19 protein-coding genes are annotated in these 17628 nt (G+C 73.9%); 8 read left to right on the top strand and 11 right to left on the bottom strand.

Annotation, left to right across the window (positions count from 1 at the left end; genetic code table 11):
* Positions 1–47: 47 nt before the first annotated feature.
* Both ABZ783_RS20010 and ABZ783_RS20005 read right to left on the bottom strand, forming a co-directional pair.
* Positions 48–464 (bottom strand): YchJ family protein, encoded by a 417-nt coding sequence (locus ABZ783_RS20010; RefSeq protein WP_357440255.1) that lies wholly within the window; start codon positions 462–464, stop codon positions 48–50.
* Positions 465–485: 21 nt separating this feature from the next.
* Positions 486–983, bottom strand: a complete 498-nt coding sequence (locus tag ABZ783_RS20005; protein WP_357440252.1) for a hypothetical protein — start codon at positions 981–983, stop codon at positions 486–488.
* Positions 984–1285: 302 nt separating this feature from the next.
* On the opposite strand from ABZ783_RS20005, the gene ABZ783_RS20000 reads away from it, so the two are divergent.
* Positions 1286–2326: an aminoglycoside phosphotransferase family protein gene (locus ABZ783_RS20000; protein ID WP_357440249.1), complete on the top strand. Its 1041-nt coding sequence runs from the start codon at positions 1286–1288 to the stop codon at positions 2324–2326.
* Here the strand turns inward: ABZ783_RS20000 and ABZ783_RS19995 are convergent.
* From ABZ783_RS19995 to ABZ783_RS19985, 3 genes are all read right to left on the bottom strand, one after another.
* Positions 2286–3395: a magnesium and cobalt transport protein CorA gene (locus tag ABZ783_RS19995; RefSeq protein WP_357440246.1), complete on the bottom strand. Its 1110-nt coding sequence runs from the start codon at positions 3393–3395 to the stop codon at positions 2286–2288. The genes ABZ783_RS20000 and ABZ783_RS19995 overlap by 41 nt on opposite strands.
* Before the next feature lie 123 nt (positions 3396–3518).
* Positions 3519–4103, bottom strand: a complete 585-nt coding sequence (locus ABZ783_RS19990; protein WP_357440243.1) for a class F sortase — start codon at positions 4101–4103, stop codon at positions 3519–3521.
* Between the two features lie 156 nt (positions 4104–4259).
* Positions 4260–4763, bottom strand: coding sequence for a hypothetical protein (locus ABZ783_RS19985; RefSeq protein WP_357440240.1), 504 nt, complete (start codon positions 4761–4763; stop codon positions 4260–4262).
* 542 nt (positions 4764–5305) lie between these two features.
* Here ABZ783_RS19985 and ABZ783_RS19980 point away from each other — a divergent pair.
* Positions 5306–5500 (top strand): DUF6767 domain-containing protein, encoded by a 195-nt coding sequence (locus ABZ783_RS19980; protein WP_357440237.1) that lies wholly within the window; start codon positions 5306–5308, stop codon positions 5498–5500.
* A gap of 80 nt (positions 5501–5580) precedes the next feature.
* Here the strand turns inward: ABZ783_RS19980 and ABZ783_RS19975 are convergent, their stop codons facing one another.
* Positions 5581–6249, bottom strand: coding sequence for a response regulator transcription factor (locus ABZ783_RS19975; RefSeq protein ID WP_357440235.1), 669 nt, complete (start codon positions 6247–6249; stop codon positions 5581–5583).
* The gene (locus ABZ783_RS19970) at positions 6246–7349 is read right to left on the bottom strand and encodes a histidine kinase (protein ID WP_357440233.1); all 1104 of its coding nucleotides are present in this window, start codon (positions 7347–7349) and stop codon (positions 6246–6248) included. The genes ABZ783_RS19975 and ABZ783_RS19970 overlap by 4 nt, the downstream gene beginning before the upstream one ends.
* Before the next feature lie 196 nt (positions 7350–7545).
* Between ABZ783_RS19970 and ABZ783_RS19965 the strand changes: the two genes are divergently transcribed.
* A complete protein-coding gene (locus ABZ783_RS19965) occupies positions 7546–7962 on the top strand; it encodes a DUF6069 family protein (RefSeq protein ID WP_357440230.1) in 417 nt (138 codons plus the stop codon).
* A 73-nt stretch (positions 7963–8035) separates the two neighbouring features.
* Here ABZ783_RS19965 and ABZ783_RS19960 read toward each other — a convergent pair whose 3' ends face one another.
* Positions 8036–8860 carry a metalloregulator ArsR/SmtB family transcription factor gene (locus tag ABZ783_RS19960; RefSeq protein WP_357440228.1) on the bottom strand — a complete coding sequence of 275 codons (825 nt, stop codon included), beginning with the start codon at positions 8858–8860 and terminating at the stop codon, positions 8036–8038.
* 262 nt (positions 8861–9122) lie between these two features.
* Positions 9123–9632 (bottom strand): DinB family protein, encoded by a 510-nt coding sequence (locus ABZ783_RS19955; RefSeq protein WP_357440225.1) that lies wholly within the window; start codon positions 9630–9632, stop codon positions 9123–9125.
* A gap of 142 nt (positions 9633–9774) precedes the next feature.
* Here ABZ783_RS19955 and ABZ783_RS19950 point away from each other — a divergent pair, with 142 nt between their 5' ends.
* Entirely contained in the window at positions 9775–11061 is a 1287-nt protein-coding gene (locus ABZ783_RS19950) for a vanadium-dependent haloperoxidase (RefSeq protein ID WP_357440223.1), read from the top strand.
* Between the two features lie 87 nt (positions 11062–11148).
* Here ABZ783_RS19950 and ABZ783_RS19945 read toward each other — a convergent pair whose 3' ends face one another.
* Entirely contained in the window at positions 11149–12369 is a 1221-nt protein-coding gene (locus tag ABZ783_RS19945; RefSeq protein ID WP_357440220.1) for an MFS transporter, read from the bottom strand.
* 58 nt (positions 12370–12427) lie between these two features.
* Between ABZ783_RS19945 and ABZ783_RS19940 the strand changes: the two genes are divergently transcribed.
* Entirely contained in the window at positions 12428–13390 is a 963-nt protein-coding gene (locus ABZ783_RS19940; RefSeq protein ID WP_357440217.1) for a winged helix-turn-helix domain-containing protein, read from the top strand.
* A gap of 29 nt (positions 13391–13419) precedes the next feature.
* Here the strand turns inward: ABZ783_RS19940 and ABZ783_RS19935 are convergent, their stop codons facing one another.
* Entirely contained in the window at positions 13420–13938 is a 519-nt protein-coding gene (locus ABZ783_RS19935; RefSeq protein ID WP_357440215.1) for a pyridoxamine 5'-phosphate oxidase family protein, read from the bottom strand.
* A gap of 144 nt (positions 13939–14082) precedes the next feature.
* Between ABZ783_RS19935 and ABZ783_RS19930 the strand changes: the two genes are divergently transcribed.
* The 3 genes from ABZ783_RS19930 to ABZ783_RS19920 form a co-directional block, all read left to right on the top strand.
* The gene (locus ABZ783_RS19930) at positions 14083–15351 is read left to right on the top strand and encodes an MFS transporter (RefSeq protein ID WP_357440213.1); all 1269 of its coding nucleotides are present in this window, start codon (positions 14083–14085) and stop codon (positions 15349–15351) included.
* An 80-nt stretch (positions 15352–15431) separates the two neighbouring features.
* A complete protein-coding gene (locus ABZ783_RS19925) occupies positions 15432–16673 on the top strand; it encodes a lycopene cyclase family protein (RefSeq protein WP_357440211.1) in 1242 nt (413 codons plus the stop codon).
* A 176-nt stretch (positions 16674–16849) separates the two neighbouring features.
* The coding region (locus ABZ783_RS19920; protein ID WP_357440208.1) for a transposase at positions 16850–17628 on the top strand (779 nt) is incomplete at its 3' end.

The following is a 17628-nucleotide window of genomic DNA, read 5'->3' as shown; positions in this document are numbered from 1 at the left end:
CGCCGAGACACCGGGCCGGTGGCGGCGCGAGCGGGCGGCGCCGATGATCAGTCGGGCAGCGCGTCGAGATAGACCCAGCGGCCGTCCTCCCGGACGAAACGGCTCTGCTCGTCCAGCGAGCCCGGGCGGCCCGCCTCGCGGTAGTGGGCGCGGAACCGGACTGTGCCGGTGGTGTCGAAGAGGCCACCCCGGTCGGTCCCGAGGATCTCCAGCCGGGTCCACCGCTGCCCCGGAGCCAGCCGCAGCCGCGCCGGCCGGGTGCTGGAGTGCCAGCTGCGCAGCAGGTAGTCGGCGTCTCCGACGGCGAAGGCGCTGTACCGGGAGCGCATCAACGCCTCGGCGGTCGCCGCCGTCGACGCGCCCTGGTGGACCGGGCCGCAACAGTCCGTGTACGGCACACCGGAGCCGCACGGACAGGTTTCGATCGGAACGGCCGCGCTCCGGCGGCCAGCGCGCTTCGCCACCCGGCCATTCTCGTCGACCGGTCAGCGCGGCGCGCGGGTCGCCCTGCCCACCGGCTTGCGGCCGGGCGTGCTCGCCGTGTTCCGCTTGCCGAACGACGCCATCGTAGTGGCCTTCTTCGCCGCCTTCGCCGGGGCCCGGCTCGCGGCGGTCGTGCGGGTCAGCGACGCCTCCGTCGCCCGCTTGGCCGGCGCCTTCGCGGCGACCCGCTTCGCCGTGGCCTTCTTCGCGGGCGCCTTCTTCGCCGCTGCCTTCGTGGCCGGCGCCTTCGTCGCCGGCGCCTTCGTGGCGGGCACCTTCTTCGTCCGGGCGGGGGTCGCCGTGGCCGCGGTGGCCTTCTTCCGGGCGGCTCGGGCCGTCGTCGGGGTCGGCTTGCCACCGGGCGTCTTCGCCTGGGTGGCCCCGGTGGCCCGTTTCGCGGCGGTCGTGGCCTTCTTCGCCGCGGCCTTGTTCGGCATCGGGGCCTTCCGCGCGCCGGTGACCTTCCGGGCGCTGCTGGGCCTGGTCGCCGCCTGGGCCATCGTCACTCCTCCTCGGCTGCGTCGTCCGCGCCGGTGGCCCGGGGACGCCCGGGCGTCCGCCGGCCGGCACGCTCGGCGGGCCGGTGTCTTCCCCCGAACCGGGCGACCAAACGCGGATCCGGCCCAGCCGCAGTTGGCCCACTGGCGGAGGTACGGCTCTCTTCCTGGCACCGGTCGGCGAGGACCTCGGCGGCCCGCACGGTGGTCGCGGGACACCGCCGGGCCGGCGGAACCGTTAGCGTGGGACGGAACATGGAGCTGACGACGGGGATCCGCAGCGGCCGGACGGGGTGGGCGGCCGGATGAGCCCGACGCAACGCCGCCTCGACCCGGACCTGGTCCGCCGGTACGTCGCCGCGTCCCTCGGCCCCGCGCCCCAGGTGACCGGATGCGGGCCGATGACCGGCGGCGGCTTCGCCGCCGTCTGGTGGGTGAACCTGGCCGACGGGCGCGCGGTGGTGCTCAAGGTGGGGCCGCCGGCACAGGTGCCGCTGTTGCGCTACGAGCACGACCTGGTCGGCGCCGAGGCCCGCTACCTGCGGCTGGTCACCGAGCGCGCGCCCGCCGTTCCCGTCCCGCCGCTGCTTCACCACGGCAGCGACCCGGTGCTGGGTGACTGGCTGCTCACCGGCCTGCTACCCGGCCGCAGCCTGTGGGAGCTGACCCAGGCCGGCGACGACACCGACGAGGTCCGGGCCGAGTTCGGCGTCGCGCTGGCCGCCGTGCACGGGATCACCGGCGACCGGTACGGCTACGACGGCGGCCGCGCGGGCGCCGACACCTGGCGGGGCGCGTATCTGGCCATGCTGGACGATCTGCTCGCCGACGCGGCGGACTGGCGGGTGCCGTTGCCGGTGCCGGCGGACCGGGTCCGGGAACTCGTCGACCGGCACGCTCCCGTGCTCGACGCGGTACGCCGCCCGGCGCTGCTGCACTTCGACGGCTGGGCGGGCAACGTGCTCGCGGTCGCCGGCCCGGACGGTACGCCCCGACTCAGCGGTCTGGTCGACGGCGAGCGATACCTGTGGGGCGACCCGCTGATGGACCTGGTGTCGCCGCTGTTGTTCCGGCGTACCGAGGACGAGCTGGACGACCCCGTGGTGCGGGCGTACCGGACGATCGCGCCGTTCCCCCTGGACACCGGAACGCGTCGCCGCCTGAGTCTGTACCGGCTGTACCTGTACCTGCTGATGACGGTGGAGATGCCCAGTCGCGGCATCACCGCCGAGTCCGACCCGCGGCGGGTGGCCCGCCTGGCCGAACTGCTCGACCAGGAACTGTCCGACCTCAGACCGGGTGCCCTCACAGCCAGCCGGAGCGGCGGAACAGCCGGTACAGGGTGAACGCGGCCAGCGCCATCACCAGCACGGCGCCCGGGTAGCCGTACCGCCAGCCCAGCTCGGGCATGTGGGCGAAGTTCATGCCGTAGATGCCGGCCACCGCGGTCTGGGTCGCGGCGATAGCCGCCCAGGCGGCGATCTTGCGCATGTCGTTGTTCTGGTCCACCGCGAGCTTCGCCAGCCGGGCCTGCAGAAGGGAGTTGAGCAGATCGTCGTACGTGCCGATCTGCTCCACCGCGCGGGCGAGCCGGCCCTCCACGTCGGCGAACCAGCGGTGCAGCGCCGGCGGCGGGCCGTCCCGCTGCTCCAGCAGGGCGCGCAGTGGCGCGGGCAACGGCAGCACCGCCCGCTTGAACTCCACCACCTCTCGTTTGAGCTGGTAGATCTGCTGGATGTCGGCGTCGCGGTCGCGGGCGAAGACACGTTCCTCGACCCGCTCCAGGTCCCGCTCCAGGTGTCCGGCGACCTCCAGGTAGAGGTCGACCATCCGGGCGCAGACCGCGTACGCGACCGCCCACGGCCCCTCTGCCAGCACGCCCGGCCGGCGTTGGATGTCCTCGCGCACGGGAGTGAGGGTGCCCGTCGCGCCGTGCCGCACGGTGATCACGAACCGGTCGCCGAGGAACACCAGCACGTCCCCGGTGTCGATCACCTCCGAGGTGTCGGTCAGCTCGGCGTGTTCGACGTAGCCGGCGGTGCGCAGCACCAGCAGGGTCACCTCGCCGTGCCGCTGCACGGTGGGGCGGTGCCCGTCGGCGAGGGCCTGCGCGACGCTCAGCTCGTCCAGTCCGAACGTACGCCCGACCGCGGCCAGCACGGCGGCCCCGGGTTCGTGCAGCCCGAGCCAGACGAACGACCGCCGGGTGCGGCGGGCCTGCGCGTACGCGTCAGCGTAGTGCGGCCGGCCCGGCTCCCGCCGGCCGGAGACGTAGACCGCGCAGTCCACCACCGCGTCCGGATTGGACCGTGGCGCCGCGGCCGCCGCCGGGCCCACCGGGCGCCCCAGCAGGCGGGCGAGCAGGGCGGGCAACCGCCGTCCACGCTGCCGGGTCCGTGCCGCCGACCGGTCCACCGCGCACCTCCATCGGCAACTCCAGCTCGGCGCGTTGCCGCGCCGCGACCGGGAGCCGCCGTCCGCCGGGAACTGACGGCCCACGGTACGGCGTGGGGAGGGGCCGGTGGTGTCCGGCTGCCGTCAGCGGGTGGCGGTGGCGAAGACGACGATGTTGTCCGGATAGCTACCGGTACGCGGGTTGAACCGGCCGCCGCAGGTGATCAGGCGCAACCGGGCGTCAGTGCCGCCGCCGTACACCCGGTCGGTGGGGAAGCGGTCCTTCGGGTACGCCCCGACACCGTCCACGGTGAACGAGGCGACCCGGCCGTCGGCGCGGGTGACCCGGACGGTGTCGCCCGGACGGAGCCGACCCAGGTCGAAGAAGACCGCGGGGCCGTGGTCCGAGTCGACGTGCCCGACCATGACCGCGTTGCCCGCCTCCCCCGGGGTGGCGCCGGGGCGGTACCAGCCGACGATCTCCGGGTACTCCAGCGGCGGCACCTCCAGCGCGCCGTCGGCGTCGGTGGCGACCGGGATGATGCCGGCGTCGACGCCGATGCGGGGGATGGTGATGCGGACCGGGTCGGAGCGGGGGAGCACCGGCCCGGGCGGACCGGAACGTTCGGCGGTCGGGGCCACTGCGGCACCCGGCTGCGGTGGCCGCGGGGAGGTGGTGCCGAGACCGGCGGCGACCATTCCGGCGCCGGTGGCACCGGCGATGGTCACCGCGGCGACGATGGCGGCGGTCCGGGCCTTCGACGGCCCGTCACCGGGGCTGCTCTGTGGCGACAGGTGCCCACCTCCGTCCGACGTGGGAGTGGCGCCCGCGCCGGTTGCCGCCCGGCGCGGGCACCCTCGCTCAGGGATGGTGTGGCGAGGCCGTCAGGCGACGGTGGTCGCGCGCCGTCGGCGGCGCACCAACACGTACGTCCCGCCGGCGACCGCCGCGGCGGCCAGCGCGCCGCCCGCGGCGAGCACTCCGGTGTCGCCGCCCTTGCCGCCGGCCCCGGCCGGGGCGCCGCCGATCGGCGTGGCGCCGATGGCGATGACGGTGAAGGTGGCCGTGCCGCCGTTGCTGCCGTTGCCGCAGGTGGTGGTGACCGTGTACGTGCCGAGGGTGAACCCGGCGGTGAAGAGTTCCGCGCTCAGTCCGCCGCCGGCCGCGGCGGTGGTGGACCGCACGTTCTCGTCCCGGTTGGGCCCGGTGACGTGGAAGATCGCGTCACCGTCCTTCGGGTTGCACTCCGTCGTGGTGAGCACGACCGTCCCGCCGACCGGGGTGGTGGCGGGCGATACCGTGGTGTCCGCGAGCGCGGCGGCCGGGAGCAGGAGTGTGCCGAGGCCCACGCCGACCGCCGCCGATCCGAGAATTCTCTGTGCCTTCATCCGCGTCTTCCCTCACTTTTCGTCCGCTGACTGCGTGGGACGCCGTTCGGGTGGCCAACTCCGTGACTAGCACCGGTGTGGCCAACACTAGGAGGGTTGCGGCGGTCACTCGGCGTAAATGAGAAATCCTCGTTGCCGTCACGTGTCCTCCCTCCCGCCGGGGAGCGCCGGACATGCCCGCCCACCCGCGCCCGGAGCACCCGGACGCCGCGGCACCCCTTGCGCCGCCTGTGCCGTTCCGGTGACGGTGCGCTGTCCTGATCCGGTCATGGGGGAGTGAGCGGTCAACCAGCCCGAGGACTCTCCATGCCGTTCCACCGCCACCCGTCCTGCTGGTGGCGGTGGCGAACATTCCGCCCCACCGCACCCGGTTCGGCCGCGTGGCCCGGCCGCCGTTGGATAGCCTCAGGTCACGGGCGGGTGCCGCCCAGGGCGGCCCGGAGGGGGCGGCCCGTGGGAGCAGACCGCAGCCTTCCGGGCCGGGCCGCTGCCGTGACCAACGGCCCTACCCGCGCCGTCCGACCCGGAGAACGATGGTCGGCGTGAACGCCACCAGAGCGTCGGCCAGCTGCCCGATCCGTCCGGGCGAGCCGTGCACGCTGTGTCAGCTCGACGTCACCGGGCCGCCGGACTGCCCGCTGGTCTATCTGGTCATGGGCGATGACGAGCTGCGGGCCGGGGTCCACCGGACCCGACTGGCCAGGCCCGGGACGCAGCGGCCCCGGCCGGGCCGGTGACGGTCAGCCAGGGCCGTGCGAGGTGATCGCCGCGACCCACAGCGTCGCCGTCAGGGCGAGGCAGATGCGCGGCGACGGGGTCAGCGGGCCGGCGGCTCGGGGCGCACCAGACCCACGTCGTACGCGAAGACCACCGCCTGGATCCGGTCGCGCAGGCCGAGCTTGGTGAGGATGGCGGAGACGTGCGTCTTCACCGTGGCGGTGCTCAGGAACAGCCGTTCCGCGATCTCCGCGTTGGACAGCGCCCGCGCGGTGAGGGTCAGCACCTCCACCTCGCGGGCGGTCAGCGCGGCCAGTCGCGCCGGGGTGGCCGCCGGGCCGGGCAGCCGGTCGGCGAACCGGTCGAGCAGCCGCCGGGTCACCGTGGGGGCCAGCAGCGCCTCGCCGCGCGCCACCACCCGCACCGCCTCGGCCAGGTCCGCCGGGCGGGTGTCCTTGAGGAGGAAGGCGCTGGCTCCGGCGCGCAGCGCGGCGTAGACGTGTTCGTCCAGGTCGAACGTGGTGAGCATGACGACGCGGGCGGGGTTGCCGGCGGCCACCAGCTCCCGGGTGGCGGCGATGCCGTCCTGCCGGGGCATCCGGACGTCCATCAGCACCACGTCGGGCCGGGTCCGATTCACCACCGCGACCGCCTCGACGCCGTCGGCGGCCTCCCCGACCACCGTCAGGTCGGGCCGCGCGTCGATAATCATCGTCAGGCCGGCGCGGATCAGGTCCTGGTCGTCGGCGATCACCACCCGGACGCTCACCGGGCCACCCCCACCGGCAGCCTGGCCTGGACGCGGAACCCACCGGCCGGCAGCGGACCGGCGTCCAGGGTGCCGCCCAGCAGCCGGGCCCGCTCGCGCATGCCGACGATGCCCCGGCCCGTACCCGCGCCGGGCCGCCGGGGCGCCGCCGGGCCGTCGTCGACCACCTCCAGCCGCAGCACCCCGTCGTCGTACCGCACGCTGACGTCGGCCCGGGTGGCCTGGCTGTGCCGTAGCGCGTTGGTCAGCGATTCCTGCACGATCCGGTACGCCGACAACTGCACCCCGCCGGGGAGATCGTCGGCGGTGCCGTCCCGGCTCATCGTCACCTGGAGGCCGACCGCTCGGACGGCGTCGGCGAGGGCGTCGAGCTGCGCGAGGCCCGGCTGCGGCCCGTCCGGACCAGACCCGTCGTCGGTGGCCAGGGCGTGCAGCATCGCCCGCAGTTCGGTGAGCGCGGACCGAGCGGCCGCACTGATCGATCCGAGCGCGGCCCGGGCCCGCTCCGGGTGGGCGTCGAAGACGTCCTCGGCGGCGGCGGCCTGCACCGCGATGACGGCGACGTGGTGGGCCACCACGTCGTGCAGTTCGCGGGAGATCCGCTCCCGCTCCCGGGACAGCACCTGCCGCTGTCGGTCGCGCAGCCGGTGGGCGTGACCGCGTTGCAGCTCGCCGAGGGCCCAGCTCAGGCCCAACGCGGTCACTGCGAGCAGCAGGTCCCGCCACCCACCGGTGACCAGCTTCCACGGCGTGGGGGCGACCAGCAGCGCCAGCGCGACCAGGGAGATCCGGGGCGGACGCAGCCGCGCCACGTACGCCAACGGAACGGCGACCAGGCCGAGCCAGCCCAGCTGGGGGCAGAACGCCTCCAGCCCGATCCCGGCGAGCGCGGCCACCGCCAGCGCGTACCCGGGTCGTCGGCGGATCCAGAGCAGGCAGCTGGCCTGTCCGACGGCGAGGCCGAGCGCGGCGGCGGTTCCGCCCGCCGAGGCGGGGCCGATCCCCGGCGTGAGCGCCACGGCCAGTGCGACGCCGAACATCACGGTGGCGATGCCGCCGTCGAGCAGCAGCAGGAAACGGGATGAGGACCGGCAGTTCACAACGCGGATGTTAGGCCGCCGGCGCGCCCGGCCTCATCGGTCGCGGGACGGAGATCGGGGGCTGGACCTGGTCCCGGGACTGACCGGCGAACCCGTCCGCGGCGCGATCCGCGGCCCGCCCGTCCGCGCCTAGCGTGCCACTGAAGGTCGTCCACGGATCCGGCCCCGGGTCCGCACCCAATGGAGGTACGTGCCGATGAACACTGTGACGACTCTCCCGGTCACCGCCGGCCGCCCTGGGCGCCGACGGATGCTGGCGGTGCTCGCCGCCACCGCCGCCACCCTGGTCGTCTGGGCCGTCGCCGTCCCCGTCGCCGGGGTGGATCTGGTGGCCCGCACCGGCGGGACGGATCAGCCGGTGACTCCGGTCGTGGTCGGCGTCGCCACGCTGCTGGCCGGCTTGGCGGGCTGGGCGCTGCTCGCCCTGCTGGAGCGGTTCACCGTCCGGGCGCGAGCCGTCTGGCTCGGCGTCGCCGTGGTGGTGCTGCTGGTGTCGTTGCTCGGGCCGCTGGGTGGGGGAGTGGGTACGGCCGCGACGGTGACGCTGGTCGCGATGCACCTGGTGGCCGCCGCCGTCCTCGTCCCGCTGCTGCCCCGCACCGCCGGGCGCTGACCCGACGGGCGCGGCCCGATCGGGGATGCCGCGACGGGGGCGGCATCCCCGGCCCGGCCGAGCGTCCGCGTGGTCAGCCGGCCGGAACCGGCTCCGGCAGCGGCTCGCCGGTCTCCAGCAGGCTCTTCAGGCTGGCGAGCAGCTCCGGCCAGCCGCCGCTGCCGTCGAGCTGGCCGCTGATCGCCCGGTGCATCTCGCTGTCGGGGGAGAAGTCGTCGTGGGTCACGGTCAGCCGGACCGCCTCGCCGTACGGCGCGAGGTCGAAGGTCACCTTCGACCGCCGTTCCCGGAGGCGTTCGGCGAGCTCCTCGTCCGACCAGCCGAAGTGGGCCGCGTGCTCGGGCTGGAAGCCGTGCCAGCTGTAGGAGAGGCGGCGGTACGGTTCGGCCACCAGCACCCGCTGGCCGATGTCCTTCGGCTCCGTGTCGGGCGCGTCCTGCCAGAGCACCGGCGACCCGACCCGCCAGTCGGAGACCAGCGCCGCCCCGCCCCAGTAGCGGCGGGTGAACTCCGGCTCGATCAGCGCCCGCCAGAGCTGCTCCGGCGTGGTCCGGATGTACGTGGTGTAGACGAACGTGGGGTTCTCCATGGGCTCCCGCTCCAATGCTCTCTGCAGGTCGGCGAGGGCACGCGCCCGTTCGCGGTGGTACCGGCCGATCCAGCGGTCGGCGACGGCGTTGATCGGGGCCGCGTTGAGGTGGTGCAGCTTCTCGCGCCCCCGTCGCGTCGTGGTCACCAGCCCGGCCGCCTCCAGCACGGCGAGGTGCTTGCTCACCGACTGCCGGGTCATGTCGAGCCCGGCGCACAGCTCGCGCAGGCTCTGCCCGTTGCGGACGTTCAGGCTGTCGAGCAGCCGGCGACGGCTCGGGTCCGCCAACGCCCGGAACACCTCGTCCACCGCTCACCCACCCTCGCTAAAGGCAGCCAGGAGGTTGCCTTTCCTCACCATAGGCAGCCGGATGGCTGCCTGTCCACTGGAACGGTGAGGCACGGCGAGATGGGAACCCAGCCTCCTAGGACGCGTTAGCGGGTGTGACACGCCCAGCCAGCTGAAGATCTGCCATCAAGCAGGGACGGACGCCTTCCCGCTCACCGTCATCGGGAAGGCCCGCAAGGTCGAGCTGCAGCACATCCGCGTGGCCGGTACGCCGGCCCGCCGGTCACTCCCCGGTGCGTCCGTCGTTCAGCTCGCGGACGATGTCGAGGTGACCGGCGTGCCGGGCGTACTCCTGCAGCACGTGGAAGAGGATCGCGGCCAGCGTCGGCCGGCTGGCCTCGTCGGTGAACCGGCCGCCCAGCGCGGCGGGCGCGCTCAGCGGGGTCGCCTCGACGATCTGCCGGGTCCGTGCCCCGCCCCGGCGCAGGGCGGTCACCAGGTCGGCGACCCTCTCGTGCGGGCCGACGTGCCAGCGGTCGTCGGCGCGGTCGCCCCACGGGTCCGGCACCGGTTCGCCGAGGAACCCCCAGACCAGCCAGCGCCGCTCCATGAACGTCAGGTGCTTGACCAGCTCGACCGGCGTCCAGCCCGAGGGCACCCGGGCGGTGCGGGCCTGCGCGTCGGTCAGCCCGGCGAGCCGGTCGGCGACCGTGTCCCGGTAGTAGTCGAGATAGGTGAGGAACAGGGCCGGCACGTCGGACGACGGGCCGGGCTCCGGGAACGGCACGCGCATGCCCGGCAGTATGCCGCAGGGGGTGGCGGCCATCTGGCCTATCGACCCGCACTGATGCGAGCACCTATAGTCATGTTGCTCAATGCTGTGACCTCGTGACACGGGGTGAACTGACGGGTTGGAAGCAGCAAGGAGAAACATCATGACAAGCAGGGTTCGCACCGTGCGCAGAGCGGCATCCGCGGTCGTCGCCACCGTCCTGGCCGCCGGGTCTTCGCTGGCGGTCACATCGCCGGCCGCGCAGGCCGCAGGGGCGACCGGGTCGGCGCAAGCCGTGCTCACCTGGGATCGCCACGCCGAGACGGCGATCTGGGACACCGCACGGCAGGCGCCGCAGGTGCAGTCGCGCGGTGCCGCGATGGTGCACGGCGCCATCTACGACGCGGTGAACGCCATCGCCGGCACGCCGTACCAGCCGTACCTGACCGCACCGCCGGCCGACGGCTCCGAGTCCGTCGATGCCGCCGTGGCCGCCGCGGCGTACCGGGTGCTCGACGCGATCTTCCCCGAGCAGCACGACGCCCTCCGCGCGAAGTACGACGAGTCGCTCGCCGCGATCCCGGCCGGCCCCGCCAGACAACGGGGGATCGACATCGGCACGCGGGCCGCCGCCGCGATGATCGACGCCCGACGCGACGACGGGGCGTTCGGTCCGCAGACCTTCCCCGTCGGGACCGAGCCCGGCCAGTGGCGGCCCACGCCACCGTCGTTCGCCAACGACGGCGGCTGGGTCGGCCACATGACGCCGTTCGTCCTTCCCCGCGCGTCGGTCTTTCGCACCTCCGGCCCGCCCGCGCTCACCAGCGCGCAGTACGCCAGGGACTACAACGAGGTCAAGACGGTGGGCTCGGCCACCAGCACGGTCCGCACCACCGACCAGACCGAGGCGGCGATCTGGTGGCACGACCGGCGCCTGGGCGAGTGGGAGATCAAGCGCCAACTCGTGACCACCCAGCGGCTGAACGCTCTCCAGGCGGCACGCATGTTCGCCATGGTGGACCTCGCCGAGGCGGACGCCGTCATCGCCTGCTTCAACGAGAAGGAGACGTGGAACCGCTGGCGGCCCATCACCGCGATCCGCCTGGGCGACACCGACGGCAACCCGGGTACGCTCGCCGATCCCGCCTGGACACCGCTGCTGGTCACGCCACCGCACCCCGACTACACGTCCGGCCACACCTGCAACACCGGCGCCACCATGTCGGCGTTGGCGTACTTCTTCGGCCGGGACGACATCGCCTTCAGCGCCTACAGCAGCGACTCCGGCACGAGAAGACACTTCAGCAGCTTCTCGCAGGCGCTCACCGAGGTCATCGACGCCCGGGTGTGGGGCGGCATCCACACCCGCAGCGCCGACCTGCAGGGGGCACGGATCGGCCTGCAGACCACGGCGTACCTGGTCCGGCACCACTTCCGCCCGCTGAGGTGAGCGTCGCGCTCCCCAGCGGTGGCGGTGGGACAGGCCTACCCGGACCGTCCGATCCTCGCCGGGACCGGTGGGGGAGGGGCTGGCCTCCTAACGTCCGTCGGGCGTCGGGGCGAGAGGCGGTGCCGTCTCCGGCTCAGCCCCAGACGCGGCCTCGGTTTGCCGCAGTCCCCGGGTGAGCGCCACGGTGGCTACCAGAGACAGGCCGGCCATCGCCGCCACGGCCCAGCTGGCCGGCAGCCGGTCGGCGATCACGCCGGCCATTGCCGCGAACACCGCCTGGCCGGCCATCATGCCGTTCTGGTGCAGGCCGAGCACCTGTCCCCGCATCCGCTCCGGTGAGTGGGCGATCAGCCGCTCCTGCAACGGCAGCGACGCGGCGAAACCGGCCGAGGCGACCAGCGCGACGAGCATCGCCAGCGGCAGCGCGGGGTGCACGACGAAGGCGAGGTACGGCAGGGCGAGCAGCAACCGCAGCGGCCGGACGGCCCAGTCCCGCTGGGCCGGCGTGAGGAACCGCCCGACGACCACGTCACCGGCGAGCATGCCGAGGGCACCCGCGGCGAACAGGAAGCCGGCCCGCGCCCCGGCGTACGGGATGAACAGCGCCTCGCAGCCCACCACGAGACCGTTGGGCACCCACAGGTTCAGATAGAGCGACCGGCGGCGCGGGTCGGCCCACAGTTCCCGGTTGATCCGCAGCGTGCGGGCCGTCGACGCCCGTTCGCTCGCCCGGGCCGGCCGTTCGGCCAGGCCGAACCAGCCCAGCGCGGTGGCCACGGCCCGCAGCGCCGCGGCGATCAGGAACACCTGGTACGGGCTGAGCCAGACCAGCAGCACGCCACCCGCCCCGAACCCGGCGATCTGCATGACACCGACACTCGTGTTCATCGTCGACCGGCCGAGCACGTACGCGCCGGGCGGCAGCATGTCGCTGATCATCGCCCAGCGCGCGCCGCTGGTGATCGAGCCGGCGTACGCGGTGCCGAAGATGATGGCGAATCGGGCCCACAGCGGAAGTGTCGGCACCGCCTGGAGGGCCGCGCCGGCGGTGGCGATCAGCGCGGCGAGGGTCAACGCTCGGCGCGGTGGCAGGCTGTCGGCGGCGGACAGCAGGGTCAGGCTGCCGAGCACGCCGGCCAGCGGAGCGCCGAACACGCTCAGCGCGGTGAGCAGGGCGGAGTCGGTCGCCGCGTAGGTCAGCGAGCCCAACGCAAGCGCCGAGGTGGTGTGCGCGGCGAGGCCGGCGCAGTTGGCGACGAACAGGTTTCGGAACTCGCGGACCGCGAAGAGATCGGAGTACGTCCTCACGCCGAGGATCCTTCAGGCCGGCGCGCCGGGCCCGTAGAGTTACGCCTGGAGGCGAAACATGGGTGTCTGGCAGGTGCCGGCGGACCTGCTCGCGCGGAGCCGGTTCACGGTCTCCCCGATGACCGACACGGTCGCCGCGTTGCGGGCGCTGAACGATCCGCGTCGACCCTGGCAGCGGGCCTGGCGCCGGCCCTACGCCGAGGCGTTCCAGCGGATGGTGGCCGACCGGCCGGTGGTGGGGGCGTTGCTGGCGGCGTCGTTCCAGCCCCGGTGGACGGCCGATTTCCTCACCCTCGCCCCCGAGGCGGCGAACCCGACGTTCGCCGAGGAGTTGGCCGCCGTCGCGCGCCGCGGCGACGAGCAGATCCGGGCCGACCTGCGGGCGACCCGGCCCGGGCCACTGGCCGAGGTGCTGCTGGGCGACGGGCTCACCGACCAGGTGGTGGGCCTGCTGGACTGGGTCTGGACGCACACCGTACAGCCCGAGTGGCCGGAGCGGGAACGCCGGCTGCGCGCCGACATCGTGGCCCGCACCGCGCGGCTGAGCGCGTACGGCTGGGCGGGCGTCTTCGCCGACCTCAACCGCAACGTGCGGTGGGTGGGTGACGGCTGCCTCCAGGTCAACGACTACCCGGCTCCGCCGCTGCCGCTCGACCAGGCCGAGCAACTCGTCTTCGTCCCGGCGCACTGCGCCCGGGGCTGGGTGGTGTGGGACCGGCCCACCCGGTTCGGCATGGTCTACGCGGCCAGCGGGGTGCTGGCCGACGCCGGGGCGGTGGCGCCGGACGGGCTGGAGCGGTTGATCGGCGCCAACCGGGCGGCCATCCTGGCCCGGTTGGACACTCCGTTGAGCACCTCGCACCTGGTGGCCCTCACCGGCCTCTCCCTCGGCACGGTCGGCGACCACCTGCGGGTGCTGCTGGACGCGGGCGCCGTGACCAGACGACGGTCCGGCCGGGAAGTGCTCTACTGGCGTACCGCACTGGGCGCCGCCCTGGTGGGCGCCGGCCGCGTCGGGTGACGGTGCGCGCCGCCCACTCGGCCCCGAGGTCACCCTTCGGCGGTCCGCCAGAACTGGCGCGGCGCGTACCCGTCGCGGCGCAGCCAGTGTTCGGTGTAGACGATCCGCTGCGCCGGCACCACGACCAGCGGCACGGTCGGCGGCTCGTCCAGCGGCCGGGACCGCTCCACGTGGTCGGCCTGCCACCGGTACGCCGGCCAGTGGTGCTCGAACTCCGGGTCACCCGGATGGAGCACCCGGGCCCGGCCGAAGACCTGCGCGCCGCGGCTGCTGGCCTGCCCGACCAGGGGAGCGAAGACGCCGATGGAGACGCGCGGGTCGGCGGCGAGGTTGCGCATCTTCGGCGAGGTCGCCACGGCGGTGAACATCAGGGTGAAGTCGAGGTGGAAGTAGCGCACCGGGGTGGCGAGGGGACCGTCCGGGCCGGTGGTGGCCAGCACGCACATGTTCTGCGACGGCAGCAGGTTGAGGATCCGCTCCTCGAGGCGCTCCCGGTCGAGGCGGGCGGTGGGGGCGGGACCGGCGAGCCAGGGATTGGTGACGGGCATGCATGATCTTCCCATCCACCCTGGCGTCCGGTGGTGGTGGCGGGCCTGATTCCACGACCTGCACAGGCGGCGGTGGTGCGGTGGACGGATCCCGCACCGTAACCCGGTCGGCGGAAGCCGCGACCACTGGTAGGTTCGCTGGCCGTGACGGGGACTGCGGGGGAACAGTTGGGCGCGCGCTTCGCGCGGCTCTGGGCGGCCAGCACCATGTCGGCGCTGGGCAGCGGGATGGCGACGGTGGCCGCGCCGCTGTACGTCGCGTCGCGGACCGACGATCCGCTGATCGTGTCGGCGGGCGCCGCGGTCGCGTGGCTGCCGTGGCTGCTGTTCGCGCTGCCCGGCGGGGTGCTCGTGGACCGGGTGGACCGGCGCCGGCTCATGGTGGTCATCGACTGGGTGCGGGTGGCCGTGCTGATGGTGCTGGCCGCCGCGATGGTCACCGACCGGGCCGGGGTGGCACTGCTGTACGCGGTGCTGTTCGTGGTCAACACCGGCGAGGTGGTGTTCCGCACCGCCGCCCAGGCGGTCGTGCCGGCGGTGGTGCCCCGGTCGAGGCTGGAACGGGCCAACGGCTGGCTCGGCGGCGGCACCCAGGTGATGCAGAACATGGTCGCCGGCCCGCTCGGCGGCTTCCTCTTCGTGGTGGCCCCCGCCATCCCGTTCGGCGTCAACGCCGGCACGTACGCCCTCAGCGCCGTGCTGGTCGGGCTGCTCGCCGGGACGTACCGCGGCTCGCTGGAGCCGGGCCGGCGCCGTTCGGTCCGCGCCGAGGTCGCCGAGGGGTTCCGGTGGCTGCTCTCGCAGCGGCTGCTGCGCACCATGACGCTGCTGATCGGCATGCTCAACGTCACCCTCACCGCCGCCCTGGCGGTGCTGGTGCTGCTGGCCACCGACCGGCTGGGTCTCGGCTCGGTCGGCTACGGCGCGCTGTTCACCTGCATTGCCATCGGTGGGCTGCTCGGCTCGGCCGTCGGTGACCGGCTCGTCGCCGCGATCACCGCGACCTGGACGATCCGGATCGGTCTGCTGATCGAGGCCGGTCTGCACCTGGCTCTGGCCGCCTCGCGCAGCGCCGTGGTCGTCGGGCTGGCGCTGTTCGTCTTCGGGGTGCACAGCGCGCTGTGGAACATGGTGGCGAACTCGCTGCGGCAGCGGCTCACCCCGCCCGCGCTGCTGGGCCGGGTGGGCAGCACCAACCTGTTCCTCGCCGCCGGCGGCAACTGCGTCGGCGCGCTGCTCGGCGGGGTGGTCGCCAACCGGTTCGGGATCACCGCGCCGTACTGGGTGGGTTTCGTGGTCGCGCTGGTGGTGATCGCGGTGACCTGGCGGGTCTTCGACCGGGCGACGGTCGCCGCCGCGTACGCATCCGGCTCGGCCCCGGCGGCGCCGGAAACCCAGGCGAGCGTCGCCTGAGCGGCCTCGCTGCCCGGCCGGTCGGGCGGTGTGTCGTGGGGCCGCGCCGCACGGGCACAGGGATGTGACAGCGTGGGCGGGTGAACCCGTCCCCGGTCGACGTCGACCTCGCGCTGGTGGGCGGCGGCGGCGCCGCCTCGCTGGTGCTGGCCGCCCTGGACCGGCATGACCTGACCGGCCTGCGGGTCGCCGTGGTCGACCCGGTGCACAAGCGGGGACAGGATCGCACCTGGGCGTTCTGGGGCACCCCGGGCGGCGACCTCGACCCGCTGCTGACCGCCAGCTGGTCACGGGTCGACGTGGTCACGCCCGCCGGCCGCCGGGTCCTGTCGCTCGACCCGCTGCGGTACGCCATGATCCGCTCCGCCCCGGTCTACGACCGGGCTGCCGCGGCCGAACGCCGCCTCGGCGCCGTGCGGATCGGCGCGCCGGCCGGGACGCTGCACGACGACGGCCACCGGGTGACCGTGTACGACCCGGCCGGGCGGGTGCTGGTCCGGGCCGGCTGGGTGCTCGACTCGCGGCCACGGCCGCCCGAGCGGCCCGGGCGGACCACCTGGTTGCAGCATTTCCGCGGCTGGTGGCTGGCGGCCGACCGGCCCACGTTCGACCCGGACCGGGCGGTGCTGATGGACTTCCGCACTCCGCAGCCCGTCCGGGGCGTCTCCTTCGGCTACGTGCTACCGGTCGACGACCGGTACGCGCTGGTCGAGTACACCGAGTTCGCACCCGCCCAGCTCACCGACGCCGGGTACGACGCAGCACTGCGCGGGTACGCCGCCCAGCTCGGCCTCGACCTGACCGCGCTGCGGGTACGCGAGGTGGAGAACGGGATCATCCCGATGACCGACGGCCCGTTCCTGCCCCGCCCGTCGCCCCGGGTGGTCCGGCTCGGCACCGCCGGCGGCGCCACCCGACCGTCGACCGGGTTCACCTTCGCCGCCATGCTCCGGCAGGCCGACCAGATAGCCCGGGCGCTCGCCGCCGGCCAGGCGCCGGTGCCGGCGCCCGCCTACCCCCGGCGGCACCGGTGGCTCGACGCGGTGGCACTGCGCGCCCTGGACCGCGGACACGTCGGCGGGGTCGAGTTCTTCGCCCGGCTGTTCGACCGCAACCCGCCGGAGCGGGTGCTGCGCTTCCTCGACGGCGGCACCTCACCGGCGGAGGAACTGGCGGTGATGCGGTCCAGCCCACTGCTGCCGATGACCGGCGCGGTGGTCGGCGACGCCGTCGACCGGCTCCGCGCCCGGCTGCGTCGCGACCCGACCCCCACCCCGGTACCCGAGGCCGGGTCGCGCGCGGCCGGTCAGGCCGGCTCGTAGGTGGCGACCACCACGAACAGCGAGTGCCCGTCTCGACCGGTCAGTCAGACGGGATCTCCGCTGACCGGCCTTTCCTCATCGGATTTGCGGCGTGGAAACCCGGCCGTTTACGGCCGGGAGGAAACGTCGCCCCTCCCTTGCGATGAGTGTCTTACATGGACGGTAAAATGTGAGGCGTGGGGGATGTGGTGAAGCGGGCGTACAAGTACCGCTTCTATCCGTCTCCTGAACAGGCCGAACAGTTGTCCCGGACGTTCGGGTGCGTGCGTCTGGTGTACAACCGGGCGCTGGAAGCACGCACTCGGGCGTGGGCGCTGGACCGCCGGCGCACCACCTACGTTGAGTCGTCGGGGTGGCTGACCGAGTGGAAACGCACGCAGGAGTTGGCGTTCCTGAACGAGGTGTCCTCGGTGCCGTTGCAGCAGACGCTGCGGCACTTGCAGGCCGGGTTTATGGCGTTCTGGGACAAGCGGGCCCGGTACCCGCGGTTCAAGTCCAAGCGCAAGTCCCGGGCGTCGGCCGAATACACCCGCTCCGCGTTCCGTTGGCGTGACGGTCAGCTCACGCTGGCCAAGATGAACACCCCGCTGCACATCGTGTGGTCCCGGCCCCTGCCCGAAGGGGCGCAGCCGTCGACCGTCACGGTGTCCCGGGACGCCGCCGGCCGCTGGTTCGTCTCCATCCTGATCGAGGACCCGACGGTGAAGACGCTGCCGCCGGTCGCGGCCGTGGTCGGTGTGGACGCGGGCATCACCAGCCTGCTCACCCTGTCCCACCCGATCCCCGGAATCAGCGACGGGCAGGGCAAGGTGGCCAACCCGCGGTACGGGCAGGCCGACCGGCGCAAGCTGGCCAAGGCTCAGCGGAACCTGGCCCGCAAACAGAAGGGCTCCAACAACCGGGCCAAAGCCCGGCTCGCGGTGGCCCGGATCCATGCCCGTATCGCCGACCGGCG

Origin of the sequence: Micromonospora sp. NPDC047738 (assembly GCF_040642675.1) — a bacterium.
Classification (GTDB): Bacteria; Actinomycetota; Actinomycetes; order Mycobacteriales; family Micromonosporaceae; genus Micromonospora.
Note: the sequence above shows the minus strand (reverse complement) of the source record. Positions and strands in the feature narration are given on the sequence as shown.

Bases quoted from the DNA above. Each gene is read 5' to 3' on its own strand.
- ABZ783_RS20005 (WP_357440252.1), bottom strand. From the start codon at position 983: ATGGCCCAGGCGGCGACCAGGCCCAGCAGCGCCCGGAAGGTCACCGGC.
- ABZ783_RS20000 (WP_357440249.1), top strand. From the start codon at position 1,286: ATGAGCCCGACGCAACGCCGCCTCGACCCGGACCTGGTCCGCCGGTAC.
- ABZ783_RS19985 (WP_357440240.1), bottom strand. From the start codon at position 4,763: ATGAAGGCACAGAGAATTCTCGGATCGGCGGCGGTCGGCGTGGGCCTC.
- ABZ783_RS19965 (WP_357440230.1), top strand. From the start codon at position 7,546: ATGAACACTGTGACGACTCTCCCGGTCACCGCCGGCCGCCCTGGGCGC.
- ABZ783_RS19955 (WP_357440225.1), bottom strand. From the start codon at position 9,632: ATGCGCGTGCCGTTCCCGGAGCCCGGCCCGTCGTCCGACGTGCCGGCC.
- ABZ783_RS19950 (WP_357440223.1), top strand. From the start codon at position 9,775: ATGACAAGCAGGGTTCGCACCGTGCGCAGAGCGGCATCCGCGGTCGTC.
- ABZ783_RS19940 (WP_357440217.1), top strand. From the start codon at position 12,428: ATGGGTGTCTGGCAGGTGCCGGCGGACCTGCTCGCGCGGAGCCGGTTC.
- ABZ783_RS19935 (WP_357440215.1), bottom strand. From the start codon at position 13,938: ATGCCCGTCACCAATCCCTGGCTCGCCGGTCCCGCCCCCACCGCCCGC.